General features: G+C 66.5%; 16 protein-coding genes. 5 read left to right on the forward strand and 11 right to left on the reverse strand.

The features are described 5' to 3' along the window. Nucleotides 1-77 precede the first annotated feature (77 nt). Nucleotides 78-530: a YaiI/YqxD family protein gene (locus PRtIB026_RS02055; RefSeq protein WP_203649495.1), complete on the reverse strand. Its 453-nt coding sequence runs from the start codon at nt 528-530 to the stop codon at nt 78-80. A gap of 147 nt (nt 531-677) precedes the next feature. Continuing rightward, nucleotides 678-2,621: a cytochrome c/FTR1 family iron permease gene (locus PRtIB026_RS02060; protein WP_203649493.1), complete on the reverse strand. Its 1,944-nt coding sequence runs from the start codon at nt 2,619-2,621 to the stop codon at nt 678-680. A gap of 289 nt (nt 2,622-2,910) precedes the next feature. Between PRtIB026_RS02060 and PRtIB026_RS02065 the strand changes: the two genes are divergently transcribed. Genes PRtIB026_RS02065 through PRtIB026_RS02080 form a run of 4 tightly spaced genes read left to right on the forward strand, consistent with a single transcriptional unit; the run spans nt 2,911 to nt 6,041 of the window. Continuing rightward, nucleotides 2,911-4,302 carry a COG3014 family protein gene (locus PRtIB026_RS02065; RefSeq protein WP_203649491.1) on the forward strand — a complete coding sequence of 464 codons (1,392 nt, stop codon included), beginning with the start codon at nt 2,911-2,913 and terminating at the stop codon, nt 4,300-4,302. Between the two features lie 14 nt (nt 4,303-4,316). Further along, nucleotides 4,317-4,685, forward strand: coding sequence for a YcfL family protein (locus PRtIB026_RS02070; protein ID WP_186716015.1), 369 nt, complete (start codon nt 4,317-4,319; stop codon nt 4,683-4,685). Between the two features lie 21 nt (nt 4,686-4,706). Continuing rightward, nucleotides 4,707-5,294, forward strand: coding sequence for a penicillin-binding protein activator LpoB (lpoB, locus tag PRtIB026_RS02075; RefSeq protein ID WP_110735582.1), 588 nt, complete (start codon nt 4,707-4,709; stop codon nt 5,292-5,294). Between the two features lie 3 nt (nt 5,295-5,297). Further along, a complete protein-coding gene (locus PRtIB026_RS02080) occupies nt 5,298-6,041 on the forward strand; it encodes a penicillin-binding protein activator LpoB (protein WP_203649489.1) in 744 nt (247 codons plus the stop codon). A gap of 136 nt (nt 6,042-6,177) precedes the next feature. Here the strand turns inward: PRtIB026_RS02080 and PRtIB026_RS02085 are convergent, their stop codons facing one another. The 6 genes from PRtIB026_RS02085 to PRtIB026_RS02110 form a co-directional block, all read right to left on the reverse strand. After that, a complete protein-coding gene (locus PRtIB026_RS02085) occupies nt 6,178-7,596 on the reverse strand; it encodes an efflux transporter outer membrane subunit (RefSeq protein ID WP_110735586.1) in 1,419 nt (472 codons plus the stop codon). Continuing rightward, nucleotides 7,593-8,468, reverse strand: coding sequence for an HlyD family secretion protein (locus PRtIB026_RS02090; protein WP_110735588.1), 876 nt, complete (start codon nt 8,466-8,468; stop codon nt 7,593-7,595). Before PRtIB026_RS02090 ends, PRtIB026_RS02085 begins: the two co-directional genes overlap by 4 nt. Beyond that, on the reverse strand, nt 8,465-8,677 hold the full coding sequence (locus tag PRtIB026_RS02095; protein WP_016392395.1) for a DUF1656 domain-containing protein: 213 nt from the start codon (nt 8,675-8,677) through the stop codon (nt 8,465-8,467). Before PRtIB026_RS02095 ends, PRtIB026_RS02090 begins: the two co-directional genes overlap by 4 nt. Further along, nucleotides 8,674-10,761, reverse strand: a complete 2,088-nt coding sequence (locus tag PRtIB026_RS02100) for an FUSC family protein (RefSeq protein WP_267813479.1) — start codon at nt 10,759-10,761, stop codon at nt 8,674-8,676. The genes PRtIB026_RS02095 and PRtIB026_RS02100 overlap by 4 nt, the downstream gene beginning before the upstream one ends. After that, entirely contained in the window at nt 10,758-11,195 is a 438-nt protein-coding gene (locus PRtIB026_RS02105) for a MarR family winged helix-turn-helix transcriptional regulator (protein WP_028689248.1), read from the reverse strand. The genes PRtIB026_RS02100 and PRtIB026_RS02105 overlap by 4 nt, the downstream gene beginning before the upstream one ends. Before the next feature lie 263 nt (nt 11,196-11,458). Beyond that, on the reverse strand, nt 11,459-12,271 hold the full coding sequence (locus PRtIB026_RS02110; protein ID WP_203649487.1) for a tetratricopeptide repeat protein: 813 nt from the start codon (nt 12,269-12,271) through the stop codon (nt 11,459-11,461). A gap of 206 nt (nt 12,272-12,477) precedes the next feature. Here PRtIB026_RS02110 and PRtIB026_RS02115 point away from each other — a divergent pair, with 206 nt between their 5' ends. Further along, nucleotides 12,478-13,035, forward strand: coding sequence for a WYL domain-containing protein (locus PRtIB026_RS02115; RefSeq protein WP_203649485.1), 558 nt, complete (start codon nt 12,478-12,480; stop codon nt 13,033-13,035). 104 nt (nt 13,036-13,139) lie between these two features. On the opposite strand, the gene PRtIB026_RS02120 is transcribed toward PRtIB026_RS02115, so the two are convergent. Genes PRtIB026_RS02120 through PRtIB026_RS02130 form a run of 3 tightly spaced genes read right to left on the reverse strand, consistent with a single transcriptional unit; the run spans nt 13,140 to nt 15,906 of the window. Beyond that, on the reverse strand, nt 13,140-14,003 hold the full coding sequence (locus PRtIB026_RS02120) for an ABC transporter permease (protein ID WP_203649476.1): 864 nt from the start codon (nt 14,001-14,003) through the stop codon (nt 13,140-13,142). Between the two features lie 13 nt (nt 14,004-14,016). Continuing rightward, on the reverse strand, nt 14,017-14,880 hold the full coding sequence (locus tag PRtIB026_RS02125; RefSeq protein ID WP_028689252.1) for an ABC transporter ATP-binding protein: 864 nt from the start codon (nt 14,878-14,880) through the stop codon (nt 14,017-14,019). A gap of 6 nt (nt 14,881-14,886) precedes the next feature. Next, a complete protein-coding gene (locus PRtIB026_RS02130) occupies nt 14,887-15,906 on the reverse strand; it encodes an ABC transporter substrate-binding protein (RefSeq protein ID WP_203649473.1) in 1,020 nt (339 codons plus the stop codon). Between the last annotated feature and the right edge of the window lie 13 nt (nt 15,907-15,919).

A 15,919-nucleotide genomic window follows, 5' to 3' on the forward strand; every position in this document is an offset into this window, starting at 1 on the left:
CCGCTCCTACAGGCGGATCGCGTTTCCTTGTAGGAGCGGCCTTGTGCCGCGATGGCCGGCGCAGCAGGCCCGGGCAACTACAGCTTCGACAATCGGGTGATAACCCGGTCCAGCGCATTGGCGAACGCCTGCTTCTCGCGTTCGCCATAGGGCGCCTGGCCACCGCCGACCTGGCCCTGCTCACGCAGTTCGGTGAACAGGTTGCGTACCGCCAGGCGCTCGCCCATGTTGCGCTCGTCGAACTCGCGACCGCGCGGATCCAGCGCCGCCACGCCCTTCTTGATCAGCCGGTCGGCCAGCGGCACGTCGCTGCAGATCACCAGTTCGCCGGGCTCGGCGTTCTCCACCAGGTAGTCATCGGCAGCATCCATGCCGCTGGGCACCACGATCAGCCGCACGCAGGCGAAGGCCGGCTTGATCTGCGGCTGGCCGGCCACCATCACCACTTCGAGCTTGCGCTTGAGGGCGAACTTGACGATCAGGTCCTTGGCCGCCTTGGGGCAGGCGTCGGCATCGATCCATACACGCATTGGTTGTTTCCTGGGTTTGGCGGATAGCCATTGTCGCAGGTTCGGCCCTTTCGCGGGTAAACCCGCTCCCACAGGGAACTCACCACTGCTGAAGACAGCGCAGCACCTGTGGGAGGGGGATTACCCGTGAAGAAACCACCACTGATCTCAGCTGGCCGCCGCCCGGCGCTTCTCGGCCAACCGGCTGCGCCCATAGAGGAACACGATGGCCAGCAACGCCAGCGCCTGCGCACCCAGCGAATAAGCGTCGGCGTGGATTCCCAGCCAGTCGAACTCGAAGAACGCCACCGGCCGCGTACCCAGCACGCCGGCCTCCTGCAGCGCCTTGACGCCATGCCCGGCGAACACCACCGACAGCGCGCACAGCAAAGCGGCGTTGATGCTGAAGAACAACGACAGCGGCAGCTTGGCCGAGCCGCGCAGGATCACCCAGGCCAGGCCCACCAGCAGCACCAGCGCCGTGGCGCCGCCCGCCAGCACCGCCTGATGGCCAGCCGGACCGGCCTGCAGCCACAGGGTCTCGTAGAACAGGATCACCTCGAACAGCTCGCGGTACACCGAGAAGAACGCCAGCACGGCAAAACCGAAACGCCCGCCGCCACTGACCAGGCTGCTCTTGATGTAGTCCTGCCAGGCGGCGGCGTGGCGGCGATCGTGCATCCACACGCCAAGCCACAGCACCATCACCGCGGCGAACAGCGCCGTGCAGCCTTCGAGCAGCTCGCGCTGCGCACCGCCGACGTCGATCACATAGGCCGCCAGGGCCCAGGTGGCGAAACCGGCGACCAGCGCCAGGCCCCAGCCGATATTGACGCTGCGCACCGCCGACTGCTGGCCGGTGTTGCGCAGGAAGGCCAGGATCGCCGCCAGCACCAGGATCGCCTCCAGGCCCTCGCGCAGCAGGATCAGCAGGCCGGAAATGTAGCTCAGCGACCAGCTCAGGCCATCGCTGCCCAGTAGCTTGGACGCCTGCTCCAGCTTGGCCTTGGCCTCGGCCAGGCGCTGTTCGGCCTGGGCCACCGGCAAGCCGTCCTGCAACGACTGACGGTAGGCCATCAGCGACTTTTCCGTGTCCTTGCGGGCCTGGGCGTCGATGTTGTCGAGGGAGCTTTCCACCAGTTCGAAGCCTTCCAGGTAGGCCGCCACCGACAGGTCGTAGGCCTGGTCGTGGTCGCCGGCGCGGTAGGCCGCCAGACTCTTGTCCAGAGTGCTGGAGGTGTATTCGAGCAGCTGTGCCGGGCCACGCTTGACCTGCGGCGGCTGCGCCCGCTGGGCGCGGAACGCGGCCACGGCATCCGCGCCTTCGCTGGCGGCGACTTCGGCCGGGGTCTGCCGGGCCAGGTCGGCGATGTTCCAGGTCTTGCCGCCCTTGGCCGCCTGCGGATCGGCGGTGAAACTGGCGATATAGGCCGCCACGTCCCAGCGCTGGCGCTCGTCGAGCTGGTCGGCGAACGACGGCATCTCGGTGCCTTCGATGCCCAGCCCGAGGGTGTTGTACAGGTCGAACAGGCTCAACTGGTCGAGGCGCCCGGCATCGCGCAGGTTGGCTGGCGCAGGCTCCAGGCCGACCCCGGCCGGGCCGTCGCCGAGGCCCGTGTCACCATGACAGATCGAGCAATTCTGCGCATACAGCGAAGCGCCGCGAGCAGGATCGGGGGTGATCACCGGGGCCTGGCTGACCTCGTAGGCCACTGCCAGGCGCGCACCCAGTTGCCGGGCCTGGCGGGCGACGGCGGCACCGTCCTGACGCTGGTCGATGGCCTGACGCAGGCTCTGCACGCCCTGTTCCAGGGCGCCGCGCTCGGCATGCTCGGGCAGGCCCTTGACCAGCTCGGCCAGCACGCCACTGAACTCCTGCTGCTCGCGGTATTCCCCGTCGTCCACCACCTTGCCGTCGCGCACGGTCGGCGGGTAGTCGGCACCGATGTAGTCCAGCAGGTGCAGCGCCTTGGTCGCCTCGGCAGGCGCTTCGGCCAGCGTCGGGAGGCTGCACAGCGCCAGCACCGGGCCAAGCAACAGGGCAGGCAGCCAGGCAGGCAGACGGAAACGAGAAATCATGGCCAATCTCGACGGAAATACGAAAGAGAACATTGTTCACTTCCACTCTCCCCCGCTCAAGGCTCAGGGGCAGATTTCATGAAAAATCTTGAGACAAATTGACGGAACACCCGCTGGGAACGGTTTTTTCCGACTGATGGCATCAACCTAAAAATGCGAAGCAATTCGCCATCACCCCGCTACTACTTTGGGTATAATCCCGCGCCGCCGTAATAGCCATTAGCAATCAAGGCGCCTCCATCGAGAGGTTCTGGCGATAAAACAGAGGGATCTGCCGCCCCCGCCCACGCGGCCAACCGTTTCAGGGAAAGAAGAAAGTCCGATGGTATCCCGCGCCCTCACCCTGGCGACCCTGGTCGCCGCCGTGCAGCTCACCGGCTGCTCGGTGTTCCGCAGCTACGACAGCGAACTGCAGGAGACCAACAAGCAGTTGGCCGCCGGCAACGTCGACGCCGCCCTCGCCCTGCTCGAGAGCAATAACAAGGGCGAGCAGAAAGACCTGCTCTACTACTTCGAAAAAGGCGAGCTGCTGCGCTCCAAGGGTGACCTCAAGGGCAGCCAGGACGCCTGGCGCTCGGCCGACAGCGTGGTGTTCCAGTGGGAAGAGTCGGTCAAGCTCGACACCGACAAGTACCTGAGCCAGTTCGGCAGCTACCTGGTCAACGACAAGGTCCGTCGCTACGAAGGCTATGACTACGAAAAAGTCATGCTGACCACGCAGATGGCCCTGAACCTGCTGGCACAGAACGATTTCGACGGTGCCCGCACCGAGATCAAGAAGACCCACGAGCGCGAGGCGATCATCGCCGAGCTGCGCGACAAGGAATATCTCAAGCGCGAGGAGCAGGCCGAGAAGGAAGGCATCAAGACCGAGTACAAGGACCTGCAGGGTTACCCGGTCGCCAGCCTCGACGCCCCTGAGGTGGTCGGCCTGAAGAACAGCTACCAGAGCGCCTTCAGCCATTACCTGTCCGGCTATGTCTACGAGGCCCTCGGTGAGAAAGGCCTGGCCGCGCCGGGTTATCGCAAGGCCGCCGAACTGCGCCCGAACACGCCGCTGCTCGACCAGGCACTGCTCGAACTGGACAAGAACAGCGCCAAGGCCGGCGAAAGCGACGTGCTGATCGTGGTGCAGACCGGCCTGGCCCCGGCCCGTGACTCGATCCGCATCCCACTGCCGCTGCCGATCCAGGACAACCTGGTGATCACCCCGCTGTCGTTCCCGATCATCAAGGAAGACACTTCGACCGCGCACGTGGGCGAGATCCAGCTCAACGACAAGGCCCTGGCCCTGACCGCGCTCAACAGCACCACGGCCATGTCGCGCCGCGCCCTGCGCGACGACATGCCGGGCATCATCCTGCGCACCAGCGTACGCGCCATCAGCCGCGGCGTGGCGCAGAAAAACCTGAACAAGGCCAACCCGATGGCCGGGCTGGTGGTGGGCATCGCCTCCACCGTGCTGGAAGGCGCCGATACCCGCACCTGGCGCACCCTGCCCGACGAAACCCAGGTGGCCCGGGTACGCCTCAAGCAAGGCGAACACCACCTGAGCCTGCCATCGAGCCTCGGTGGCACCCAGGTCACCGTGAAGGTCGATCGTCCCTACCAGGTGATCAGCCTGCGCGTGGTCGGCAACCGCGTATTCGCTGGCGGCCCGGCCGTCATCGTCGCCCCGCAGGCCGCAGCCACCGCTGTCGCCAGCCTCAAGTAACCCAAGGATCGAACATGCGCAGAACATGCCTCGCCCTGGCCGCCGTCGCCCTCCTGGCCGGCTGCGCCACCCCGCCCCCTGCCCCCGGCAGCGCCGCCAGCAAGGTGGTGACCATGGGCCAGCTGGATGACATCGAAGTCGGCCAGATGCGCGTCGCCCGCGAAAACGGCTACCTCACCGTCAACGTGGCGCTGACCAACACCAGCCGCAGCAATCGCACGCTCTACTACCGCTTCGCCTGGCTGGGCAACGACGGCTTCCCGGTGGCCGACGAAGAGAGCTGGAAGGCCCTGCCGCTGTACGGCAAGCAGGCCAAGTTCCTCCCCGCCATCGCCCCGACCCCTGCTGCCCGCGACTTCCGCCTCGAAGTCCACACCCGGTAATCCCATTCAGGAGCACGTTCCATGTTTGCACGCCTTTCCCTCGCCGCCATCGCCATCGCCCTGGTCAGCGGCTGCAGCACCCCGTCGCCGGTTCTCGGCGGCAAGAACATCAGCTACGGCGACAGCAAGGCCGTCGAGCTGGTGACCAACGAGTTCGGTTCCACCGACCTGCAGATGATCGCCGAGAGCATGACCCGCTCCCTGGCCCAGTCCGGCGTGCTGCACGGCCGCCCGGTGGTGCAGGTGTACGACGTGAAGAACAAGACCAGCGAGTACATCGATACCCGCGAGATCACCACCTCGATCAAGACCCAACTGATGAAGTCCGGCGCCGCCCGCTTCGCCAGCGACAACACCGAGATGCAGAGCCAGGTCGACCAGCTCAAGCTGCAGAACCAGAGCGGCCTGTACAAGAAGAAGACCGTGGCCAAGACCGGCAACATGATCGCCGCCAAGTACCGCCTGGAAGGTTCGATCAGCTCGATCGTCAAGCGCAGCAGCGACTACAAGGACGTGTTCTACAAGTTCAGCCTGCAGCTGATCGACGTGGAAAGCGGCCTGGCCGAGTGGATGGACGAAAAAGAAATCCGCAAGACCACGGAGCGCTGATCAATGCGTGCATGGATGGCAATCATCGGCCTGGCCTGCGCCTTCGGCGCGCAGGCGGCCCCCAAGGTGGCAGTGACCGACCTGGCCTATCAGGCGCAGGTGGAGGAGTACATCCACACCATCAACGCCCAGAGCAGCGGCCAGGCCGGCATGTACCACGCCAGCGGCCAGTCGAGCTACAGCGAGTACGAGAGCCTCAACAGCTACATCGAGCAGACCGAACTGCGCAAGTTCGGTGGCGACATCAAGGGTGAGATCCTCAAGACCGGCATGTTCCAGCTGGTCCAGGGCCGCCCTTATACCGCCGACTCGAAGGAAGACGTCTACGACGTGATCCGCCGCATCAAGAACGGCGCGTTCAAGGGTGCCGACTACGTGCTGTTCGGCACCCTGTCGGACATCGACTTCCAGCAGGACATCAACTCGCTGGACCACACCGACAGCTACTCGGCGGTGCTGGGCCTGACCGTGGTCGCCGACTTCAGCCTGATCAACACCCGCACCTACGAGATCACCTCGGCGTTCACCGCCATGGGTGAGGGGCAGGACACCAAGCTGGTGAAGAGCCAGGACCGCCGCGTGACGCTGAACCGTCCGCGGGTGGTGCGTGATGTATCGAAGGCCCTGGGCGAGGATGTGGCGCAGCAGCTGGCCGAGCAGTTGGGCGGTTCCGTGCCCGGGCAGCCGAAGCAGCCACGCGGCCGGGACAACCTGCCGCCGGATGAGCCGGCGCAGGTGCTGAACTAAGCCACACGCAATCCCTGTAGGAGCGGCCTTGTGCCGCGAAAGGGCTGCAGAGCAGCCCCAGCGATTCATGCATTACTGCTGTCGGGGCCGCTATGCGGCCCTTTCGCGGCACAAGGCCGCTCCTACAGGGGAATCATCAGGGTCTGGCACTGCCTTTCCAGCCGCCACCCAAGGCCAGGAACACCCCGATCTGCCCCATCGCCACCTGGCTGTTGGCCGCCGCCAGCTGCGCCCGCACGTCTGTATAGGTCCGCGTCGCCTGCAGATCCGCCAGGAACGACTCACGCCCCACCTGGTAACGCAGATGCGTCTGGTCCGCCGACTCCTTGGCCGAGCGCTCCGCCTCGGCCAGTGCGTCGCGTCGGTCCAGCAACGCGCTGTACTGCGCCAGGCGGGTCTGGGTTTCGCGAATGGCGTTGAGCACCACCCCGTCGAAATGCGCCAGCGCCGCCTGGGTCGAGGCCTCGGCCATGCGGATGCGCGCGCGGGTGCCGTTGGTGGGGATGTTCCAGCTGATCTGCGGGCCGAAGCCCCAACGGTTGGTGGCCGGCTCGCCGAGATTCTCGAGAATGCCGATGGTGCCCACCTGGGCGCCGATGCTGATGTCCGGGTACAGCGCGCCGGTGGCCACGCCGATGCTGGCGGTGGCCGCCGCCAGCTGGCGCTCGGCCTGACGCACGTCCGGACGGCGCTTGAGCAGGGCCGCGCCGTCACCGACCGGCACCAGCTGCGACAGATGGGGCAGTTCGGCGCAATCGGCGGTGCCGGCGGGCAATTGCTCGACCGGCTTGGCCAGTAACGCAGCAAGGGTGTAGAGGCCCGCCTCACGTTCGGCCTTGAAGCGCGGCAATTCGGCGCGCAGGGACTTGAACTGGGTCTGCGAACGGGTGACCTGGGTCTCGTCGCCACGCCCGGCGTCGCGCAGGCGCTGGGTCAGCTGCACGCTCTGCTGCTGCAGGTCCAGCGACTCGCGGGCAATGTGGTACTCCTCGTTGGCCGAGCACACCTGGGTATAGGCCTTGACCACATCGGCCACCAGGGTGATGCGCGCGGTGTCGGCGGCGGCCTGCACCGCGTCGGCGTTGGCCTTGGCGGCCTCGGTGCCGCGTTTGAAGGTACCCCACAGGTCGAACTGGTAGCTGGCGCTGATGATCGCTTCGCCGATATTGGCCACCGGCACTTTCTCCGGCTGCAGGAAGGCCTCGCCGGACTCCTGCAGACGCTGGGCGCCCAGCTTGACGCCACCGTTGAAACCACCCTGGGACTCGGCCACCTCCACCTGGGCACGAGCCTTGGCGATATTGGCGGCGGCCACGCGCAGTTCGGTGTTGGCGCCCAGGGCCTGGCGCACCAGCTCGTTGAGCCGTTGATCCTGGTACAGCTGCCACCAGTCCTCGGGCACCGGCGCCGAGACCACGCTGTCGGCGTCCTGGCGCAGCGGGCCATTGAGGTCGCCGCGCTGCACGGCGGCGTCCTTGGGCAGCTCGTAGTCAGGGCCGACCATCATGCAGGCGCCCAGGGACAGGCACAGCCCCGCCAGGATCAGCTGTTTCATGGATGCTGGCCCTCGATGATCGACACCGTGGCGGTGCGCCCGGCGATCATGCGGAAGTCCTGCGGCACTTCGTCGAAGGCAATGCGCACCGGAATCCGCTGGGCCAGGCGCACCCAGCTGAACGCAGGGTTGACGTTGGGCAGCAGGTTGGCGCCGCTGCTGCGGTCGCGGTCCTCGATGCCGGCGGCCAGGCTCTGCACGCGGCCACGCAGGCGGGTGTTGTCGCCCATCACGCGGATCTCCACGGCGTCGCCGATATGAATACCGCCCAGCTTGGTCTCTTCGAAGTAGCCGTCAACGTGGTACGAGGCGCTGTCGACCACCGACAGCACCGGGCGCCCGGCGCTGACGAACTCGTGGGCGCGCGGGGCGCGGTCGTTGAGGTAGCCGTCCACCGGGCTGCGCACCACCGAGCGGTCGAGGTTGAGCTGGGCCACATCCACCTGCACCTGGGCCTCGTTCACCGCCGAGCGGGCGCGGGCTTCGCGGGACTGGCTCTCTTCAAGCTGCTCGGCCGCCACCAGGTTGCCCAGCTTGCGGTTGCGCTGCGCCTCGCGGGAGGCCTGGGCCAGGGTCTCCTGACGCTCGGCCAGGGTCGCCTTGGCCTGGCGCAGGGCCAGGGTGAAGCGGTCCTGGTCGATGGTGAACAGCACGTCGCCGCGCTTGATGGTCTGGTTGTCACGCACCTCGACCTTCTGGATCAGCCCGGACACATCCGGGGCGATCTGGATCACGTCGGCGCGGATATGACCGTCGCGGGTCCAGGGGGCGAACATGTAGTACACCACCATCTGCCACACGAGCACGGCGGCGAAGGTCACTACCAGCAAGGTCAGGACCACGCGGCCCAGGGTCAGCAAAGGTTTTTTCATGGCAGCATCAGGCTTCGGCAAAAGTGGTCCACCGCGCCAAGCAGCACGGCATACAGGGCAACGTTGAACAGCGCCCGGTGCCAGACCAGGCGGTAGAAATGCAGGCGCACCAGCACCGCGTGCACCCCGAGGAACAGCAGGTAGGTGCCAAACATCATCACCAGCAGCGTGGGCAGGAATACCCCGCTGATATCCAGTTCACCGATCACAGGGGCGCTCCGTCGAGCCCGGGGGGCAGTTGCGTTTGCTCGGCAGGCTCGAGCATCACTTCCACGCCCGGCAGCAGCGCCAGGCGCAGGCCGCTCAGGGCGTGCAGCAGGTGGGTGCGGGCGTCGCCGCGTTCGTACAGTTCGTCCAGGTTCAGCGCCAGGCGCGCGCGCTCCATGTTGCGCAGCAGCGCCGCCGGGGCATGCAGGCGCTCGCCGGCGCGCAGGCAGGCGGCGTAGTGATTGCCGACCTCCTCGATCACCGTGCGCAGGCGCTCGCGGGCCTCGGCGCCGGCACGCGGCAGGTAGGCCAGCAGGTCGAGCAGGTTCAGGCCCACGCGCAGGTCGCGCAGGGCCACGCCGCTGTCCTGGCCGGTCTGCGACAGGCGTGGCAGGTGCTGCATCAGCCGGTCGAGCATCTGCACGCCGACCTGGCGGTGCTCGGCCAGGGTGGCCGGCGCGGTCATCTCGACGATGTCGCGCCAGGTGAAGCGGGTCATGCGCTTGGCCGCCAGCTCCACGCCGAACGGGCGCACCACCAGGGTCCAGATGAAGGCGAACAGCAGGCCCACGGGGCCGGCCAGGTTGGCGTTGATGAAGGTGAAGAAGTCGGCGTCGTAGGCGCCCTGGATGCTGATGAAGGTCGAGGTGTTGACGATCGTCAGCAGGGTGCCAAGGTAGAAGCGCGGCTGCACGGTCAGGGTGCCGACGCAGATGAACGGCACGGCGAAGGCCAGCACCAGCATCGGGAAGTCGTGCAGGTTGGGCAGCACCAGGAACAGGTACAGGCTGGAGAAGATCACCGACATCAGGGTCCAGAAGAAGAACCGGTAGATCTGCGGCGCCGGGTCGTCCATGGCGGCGAAGAAGCTGCACGACACCGCGGCGAGGATCACCGCGCTGGCGCCATCGTTCCAGCCCAGGCCGATCCACAGGCCGCAGGCGACGATAATGGCGGTGACGGTGGAGAACACCGAATAGAGCATCAGGCCACGGTCAAAGAACGGCGTCAGCCGGCCCAGGCGCCAGTGACGGTAGACCGCACGCCACGGCGTGGCGTCGTCCTTGCGCAGTGCGTGCTGCAGGGTGCAGCAGTCCTGCCAGAGGTCGGTCCATTCGGTCAGGCGATAGAGGGCATTGGACAACAACAGCTCGGCACGCTGGTCGATGGCAGCGGCGCCGGGCTGCAGACGGTCGATCTGCTCGTGCAGGGCGGTCCAGCGCGCCACCGAGGCGCTGTCGGCAGTGCCCTTGAGCCACTCACGGGCAGCGTCGAGTACCGGCTTCAACTGAGCGAACTGGGCCGGGGCGCGGCCCTCGAGGGCGATCAGGGCGTCGTCCAGGGCATCGATCACCGGCAACAGGTGGATCATGCGGCCACGCAGCTCACGGGCATTTTTCAGGGTGTGCGGGCCGGCGCCTTCGTGGCCGAGCTGGCCGATCATCAATTCCAGCGAATTGAAGGTGGCGACCATCGCGCCACGCATGCCGCCGACCTTGTCGGCGCTGGCCTCGCGGGCCAAATAGGTATCGCTGTAGCGGATCGCCTCGGCGAACCAGTTGCCGGTCGCGCCCACCACCACCGGTGCCAGCCGGCGCGGCCAGAAAATCGCGCCGACCACCGCCGCGCAGACGATGCCCAGGCAGATCTCCTGGGCCCGGGAGGAAGCCACGTCGAACACTGCCAGCGGGTTGTCGACCACCGCCAGGGCGATCATCGGCAGGGTGTAGCCAGCCAGCATCAGCACGTAGTTGTTGGCCGTGCGCAGGTTCAGCGAAAGGAACAGCAGGGTGCCGGTCCACAGGGCGATGGCAATGCTCAGCAGCAGCGGCGACTGCACCAGCGGTGGCACCAGGAGAATCGCCCCGCCGGCGCCCAGCAACGTACCCAGCGCCCGGTACAACGCCTTGGAGGTGGTCGGGCCGAGGAACGGGCTGGAGACGATGTACACCGTGGCCATGGCCCAGTACGGGCGCGGCAGCTGCATCAGCAGGGCGATGTACAGGGCGATCATCGACGCGGCGAAGGTGCGCACGCCATAGAACCAGTCGCGGGCCGGGGGCACCGAGCTGAAGAAGCCGTTCATGGCATCACGCCCGCGGCTTCGAACGCCTGGATCACCCGCAAGGTGGCGTCCAGGTCGGCCTGGTCGATACCGCCGAGCACCTCACGGCGCAGGCGCACCAGCTCGCCTTCGATGGACTCGGCCAGGGCGCGCCCCTCGACGGTGAGGCTCAGGGCCTTGGCGCGGCGGTCCAGAGGATCCTCGCTGCGGCAGACCAGGCCGGCCTTGCACAGCTGGTCGAGCAGGCGCACCAGCGACGGGCTTTCCAGCCCGGCCGCCTGCGCCACTGCCACCTGGTGCACACCGTCGCCCAGGCGCACGATCATCAGCAGCGGCACGGCGCAGGCTTCGGAAATGCCGTAGCCGGTCAGGGCGCCCTGGCACAGGCGACGCCAGTGACGGGCGGCCACGACCATGCCGCTGCTGATTTTCAGGTGCAGTGCGTCAAGGGACATGTGGGAACCGAGGATATTCATAGTTTGCTAACTATCAATATACGCCCTGCCCTACCCCTGTCGTCAACCGGGGGTGACGGAGGGAGACGATGAAAGGTTGTTCATCTACCCGGATATCACGATCTCTGTAGGAGCGGCCTTGTGCCGCGAAAGGGGTGCGAAGCGCCCCCATGTTTCGTGCATCAAGCTGATATCGCCGGGGCTGCTACGCGGCCCTTTCGCGGCACAAGGCCGCTCCTACAGGGGCCGCGCTGAACCTTCCCTCACGGCTGGATCTGGTCTTCCAGCTTCATGGTCAGCGCCAGGGTGCTGCCCATCTGGATCGCCTGGTCGCGCCAGCCCAGGTAGCGCGCCGCGTCGCAGCTGCTGAAATGCACGGCCAGCTCCTCGGCCGCCTGCATCACGCCGGTCGCCGCCGCCAGCTCCAGCCAATACAGCCCGGCCTTGGTGTCCGCCTCGACATACAGCCCATGCAACAACCGGTAACCCACCTCGAAGCGGCAGCGCGTCTCGCCGCGCTGGGCACCGCGCAGGAACCACTGGTAGGCCTCGAGCAGGTCGACCTGCCACACCTGGTCGCCCTCGCACACCTCTTCCTCGTACAAGTCGCCCAGCGCCGCGGCGGCATGCACCATGCCCCGCTCGAAGGCATGGCGGTAGTATTCGGCCGCGTTGGTGTACGAGACCTCCACGCCCTTGCCGAAGTAATGCTGCTGGCCCAGGTTGAACCAGGCCGCGGCATTGCCCTGCAGGGCGGCCATGCGCAGCAGGTGCCCGGCCAGCACGGTGTCGCCACGCCAGTACTTGCCGTTGAGCCAGATCCAGCCCAGGTCGTTGAGCGCCCCGACATTGCCCAGCAATGCCTGGCGGCACAGGTCATGGTAGACCGCCTGCAGGTCGACCGCCTCGTCCAGCCGATCAGTCAGGCCGAAGCGCTCGCCGCTCAGGGCCTGCTGGCTGGGCATGCCGATCCCGGCGAACAGCCTGTGGCGCTGCCCGGGGCGTGCCGGGACCGGGACGATCCGCTCGGGGAGAAGCCGGGCGAGCAGCGAATGGATATTGCTGGCGGCAGACATGTTCATCCTCATTGAACGACCCACAGCTCCAACCTCCACTGTGGTGAGGCGTGATTCTGCGCGACGCCACGACAAAACCTGTCGCGAACGAATTGATCCCAGGCAACCAAATGCATCTTCCTTGATCTGAGCACGCTGTGGCCAATTGCCATGCCCTACCCGTGCCGCCATCCTATGCCGGCAAGCCTAGACAAGGACGTTTCCTTTTGCCGTTCGCCACCACCCGCGCCACCCTCAGCCGCCAATGGGCCCTGCTCCGTCAGTTGCCCAGCCGCTCCCCCGGGATCACCAGTGCCGAACTGGTGTGGCGCCTGCGTGACGTGGGCTTCACCGTCAGCAAACGCACGGTCGAGCGTGATCTCAACGAGCTGTCGCTGATCTTTCCGTTGGAGCGCAACGACAAGAGCATCCCGTTTGGCTGGCACTGGTCGGCCAATGCCGGTGGCGAGCTGCGTGGGAATTTCGATCTGCAGGGTTATCTGCGCGGCGATACGCTGCAGCCCGGGCAAGGGGAAGGCGTCGAATTGCAGGCATGGATCAGCGACCTGCTGGCCCGCCGGCTGCGCGAAGCGCCGTTGACCGCCGACATGCAGCTGACCGCCCTGGAGCAGGGGCACCGGCTGCGGGCGACGGTGGCGGATGGCTGGCCCCTGCGGTTGTGGTTGCTGAGCCAGGGGCAAGGGCTGGTGGTGGAAGCGCCGCAGGCGTTGCGCGAGGAGATAGCGCGGACATTGGCCAGTGCGGCGGCGCAATATCGGGATTGAGTTTTGCGTGATCTTCTTCGCGGGTAAACCCGCTCCCACAGGGTCCATGCATAACCTGTGGGAGCGGGTTTACCCGCGAAGAAGGCAACACCGGCAGCACGAATCTAGCGCTGCATGCCCCAGCGCCGCACGGTCAGCCGCTCCAGGGTGTTGAACACCAGCCCCTCCACCAGCAGGCCGATCAGGATCACTACGGCCAGCCCGGCAAACACCTTGTCGGTGTACAGCTCGTTGCGGTTCTGGAAGATGTACCAGCCCAGTCCGCCCTTGCCGCTGCTGGCACCGAACACCAGCTCGGCGGCGATCAGCGTGCGCCAGGCGAAAGCCCAGCCGATCTTCAGCCCTGACAGGATCGATGGCAGCGCCGCCGGTACCAGGATGTGCAGCACCAGGCGCAGGCCGCGCAGCCCGTAGTTGCGTCCGGCCATGCGCAGGGTCTCGGACACGCCGAGAAAGCCCGCGTAGGTGTTCAGCGCCAGCGCCCACAGCACCGAGTGCACCAGCACGAAGATCAGGCTGTTGTCACCCAGGCCGAACCAGAGCAAAGCCAGCGGCAACAGGGCGATGGCCGGCAGCGGATTGAACATCGAGGTCAGAGTGCCCAGCAGGTCGCGCCCCACTTGCGTCGAGACGGCCAGGCTGGTCAGGCCGAAGGCCAGGACGATGCCCAGCACATAGCCTTTGAGCAGCACCACCAGCGATACGCCGACCTTGGCCGGCAGCTCGCCGCTGAGCAACCCGTCCCACAACGCGCTGGCGGTCTGCAGGAAGCTCGGCAGCAGCAGGTCGTTGCCGGTATAGCGGGCCACGGCCTCCCAGACCACCGCAAGCAGTACCAGGATCACGGCCTTGCGCAGCCAGCCCTGCTGCCACAAGCGTTGCACCGCCGGCAGCTCGCGCTCCAGCGGCACACCCGGCAGGGGTTGCAGCTGCACTTCGTATTCCTGGCGTACAGGTGTCGTTGTCATGCCCTGGCTCCTGTCAGTAGGCGATACGGATATCGTTGAAGCCCAGATCGTCCGCTGGCGTCGAGGCATCGGCCTCGTCGAACAGCAGCCGGTGGATGCGCCGGGCACTGGCCTGGAAGTCGCTGGCACCGAGGCTGCCGAGATCGTACTGGTGGCTGTGCACCTCGGCCCGCACCCGCCCGGGGTGCGGCGACAGCAGCAGGATACGATTGCCCACCACCAGTGCCTCTTCTATGGAGTGGGTGACGAACAGCAGGGTGAAGCGCACCTCCTCCCACAGCAGCAGCAGTTCTTCCTGCATCTTGCGCCGGGTCAGGGCGTCGAGGGCGGCGAACGGTTCGTCCATCAGCAGGATCTTTGGCTGCGTGGCCAATGCCCGGGCGATGGCCACGCGGGCTTTCATGCCACCGGAAAGGGTATGCGGATAGGCATCGGCGAAGGCGGCCAGGCCGACCTTCTCCAGGTAGTGCAACGCCCGCTCCTCGGCCTCGGCGCGCTTGAGTTGGCCGGACACCAGCAGCGGGAACATCACGTTCTGCTTCACCGTCTTCCACGGCGGCAACTGGTCGAATTCCTGGAACACCACGATACGGTCCGGCCCTGGGCCACGCACCGGCTGGCCCTGGAGCAGGATCTGCCCTTCCCGGGGTTCGATGAAGCCGGCCACGGCCTTGAGCAAGGTGGACTTGCCGCAGCCGGACGGGCCGAGCAGGACGAAACGGTCGGCGCGGTCGACCTCGAAGCTGACCTGGTGGGTGGCCCGCACCACGCGCTGGGCGGTGCGGTATTCAAGGCTCAGGTTGTCCACCGCCAGCAGCGGTGGGGTGGCGACACGGCTCAGGTTGCTGGCCGTGTGGCCTGGCAATGGGGCGGTCATCGGCGCTCAGCTCCCTTGCAACGGGCGTTCATCCTGGAAGAAATAGTCCTTCCACGATTCGGGCTTGTTCTTTATCGCGCCGACCCGGTAGAGGAACTCGGCCAGTTTGTAGGTGTTCTTCGGCGTGACGGTGAATTCGTACTGCGGGTTGTCGATCAGCTTGATCAGCGCCTCGCGGTCGATCTTGGCCTTGGTCACTCGGATGTAGGTGTCGGCGGCGGCGGCCTTGTCCTTCTGGGCGAAGTCGGCGGCTTCAGCCAGGGCATCGACGAAGGCCTTGTAGGTCTTGGGATTGTCCTTGCGGAACTTCTCGGTGGCGAACAGCAGGGTCGGTGAGTTGGGGCCGAGCAGGTCGTAGCTGTTGAGCACCACGTGCACGTTCTTGTTGGCCAGCACCTGGTCCTGGAACGGCGGGTTGGAGAAGTGCCCGTTGAGCTCGGTGCCACCGGCCAGCAAGGCTGCGGTGGCATCGGGGTGCGGCACGGCCAGGGTGTACTTGTCGAGGCGGTTGTATTCCTTGTCGCCCCACTGCAGGGCGGCGGCGTACTGCAGGAAGCGCGACTGCACCGACACGCCCACCGCCGGGACGGCGATACGGTCCTTGTCGGAGATATCGGCGATGGTCTTCACATTCGGGTTGCTGCTGACCAGGTAGTACGGGAAGTTGCCCAGCGAGGCGACGGCCTTGACGTTCTGCCGGCCGCGGGTTCTATCCCACACGGTGAGCAGTGGCCCGACGCCGGCGCCGGCGATGTCCACCGAGCCGGACAGCAACGCGTCGTTGATCGCCGCGCCGCCGGACAGCTGGGCCCAGTCGACCTTGATGTCGAGGCCCTGCTCCTTGCCGTGCTTCTCGATCAGTTGCTGGTCACGGACCACGTTGAGCAGCAGGTAGACGATACCGAACTGCTCGGCGATGCGGATCTGCCCTTCGGCGTGGGCCACGGTCGGCGCCGCCAGGCTGCCTAGAACCAAGCTGGCGCCCAGGCCGATACTTGCCGCCAGGCGGCTGATGGAGTTGCGCATGGTGTGTTTCCTC

This window comes from Pseudomonas sp. RtIB026 (genome assembly GCF_016861355.2).
In the GTDB taxonomy this organism is placed as follows: domain Bacteria; phylum Pseudomonadota; class Gammaproteobacteria; order Pseudomonadales; family Pseudomonadaceae; genus Aquipseudomonas; species Aquipseudomonas peradeniyensis.

Excerpts from the sequence above, each read along its gene's own strand:
- PRtIB026_RS02055 (WP_203649495.1), bottom strand. The coding sequence starts at position 530 with ATGCGTGTATGGATCGATGCCGACGCCTGCCCCAAGGCGGCCAAGGAC.
- PRtIB026_RS02060 (WP_203649493.1), bottom strand. The coding sequence starts at position 2,621 with ATGTTCTCTTTCGTATTTCCGTCGAGATTGGCCATGATTTCTCGTTTC.
- PRtIB026_RS02065 (WP_203649491.1), top strand. The coding sequence starts at position 2,911 with ATGGTATCCCGCGCCCTCACCCTGGCGACCCTGGTCGCCGCCGTGCAG.
- PRtIB026_RS02070 (WP_186716015.1), top strand. The coding sequence starts at position 4,317 with ATGCGCAGAACATGCCTCGCCCTGGCCGCCGTCGCCCTCCTGGCCGGC.
- lpoB (WP_110735582.1), top strand. The coding sequence starts at position 4,707 with ATGTTTGCACGCCTTTCCCTCGCCGCCATCGCCATCGCCCTGGTCAGC.
- PRtIB026_RS02080 (WP_203649489.1), top strand. The coding sequence starts at position 5,298 with ATGCGTGCATGGATGGCAATCATCGGCCTGGCCTGCGCCTTCGGCGCG.
- PRtIB026_RS02085 (WP_110735586.1), bottom strand. The coding sequence starts at position 7,596 with ATGAAACAGCTGATCCTGGCGGGGCTGTGCCTGTCCCTGGGCGCCTGC.
- PRtIB026_RS02090 (WP_110735588.1), bottom strand. The coding sequence starts at position 8,468 with ATGAAAAAACCTTTGCTGACCCTGGGCCGCGTGGTCCTGACCTTGCTG.
- PRtIB026_RS02100 (WP_267813479.1), bottom strand. The coding sequence starts at position 10,761 with ATGAACGGCTTCTTCAGCTCGGTGCCCCCGGCCCGCGACTGGTTCTAT.
- PRtIB026_RS02105 (WP_028689248.1), bottom strand. The coding sequence starts at position 11,195 with ATGTCCCTTGACGCACTGCACCTGAAAATCAGCAGCGGCATGGTCGTG.
- PRtIB026_RS02110 (WP_203649487.1), bottom strand. The coding sequence starts at position 12,271 with ATGTCTGCCGCCAGCAATATCCATTCGCTGCTCGCCCGGCTTCTCCCC.
- PRtIB026_RS02120 (WP_203649476.1), bottom strand. The coding sequence starts at position 14,003 with ATGACAACGACACCTGTACGCCAGGAATACGAAGTGCAGCTGCAACCC.
- PRtIB026_RS02125 (WP_028689252.1), bottom strand. The coding sequence starts at position 14,880 with ATGACCGCCCCATTGCCAGGCCACACGGCCAGCAACCTGAGCCGTGTC.
- PRtIB026_RS02130 (WP_203649473.1), bottom strand. The coding sequence starts at position 15,906 with ATGCGCAACTCCATCAGCCGCCTGGCGGCAAGTATCGGCCTGGGCGCC.